General features: G+C 28.3%; 1 protein-coding gene. It reads left to right on the forward strand.

Going from position 1 to position 375, the window contains the following annotated elements; all coding sequences use genetic code 11:
• Window positions 1–34 precede the first annotated feature (34 nt).
• Window positions 35–375: GNAT family N-acetyltransferase (locus ACYUEW_RS19125; protein ID WP_460277717.1), on the forward strand; the 341-nt coding region annotated here is incomplete at its 3' end.

Here is a 375-nt window from a genome sequence, read left to right on the forward strand (position 1 = left end):
AAATAGTAATTTGAAAGAAAAGTGGAGGTGTACAATGGAACTAAAAGTAATTAAGTTATCAGAAGAATATTTGGAAGAATGTGTAGATTTATTTATAGATACATTTTCAAGAGCCCCCTGGAATGACGAGTATGATTCCAGACAACAGGTAAAGAATTTTTTCATAAATCATATGAAAAATAATTATTTTTTAGGATATATAGGATTAATAGATAAAAAAGTTGTAGCATTAAGTGTAGGAATGAAAAAGCCTTGGATTTGTGGTATGGAGTATTACATAGATGAATTTTGCATAGGGGATGGTTTTCAAGGAAAAGGTATTGGTAGCCTATTTTTGAAAGATATAGAAAAGTTATTATATGATGAAAAAGTAGA

Source organism: Clostridium sp. CTA-1 (assembly GCF_054768215.1).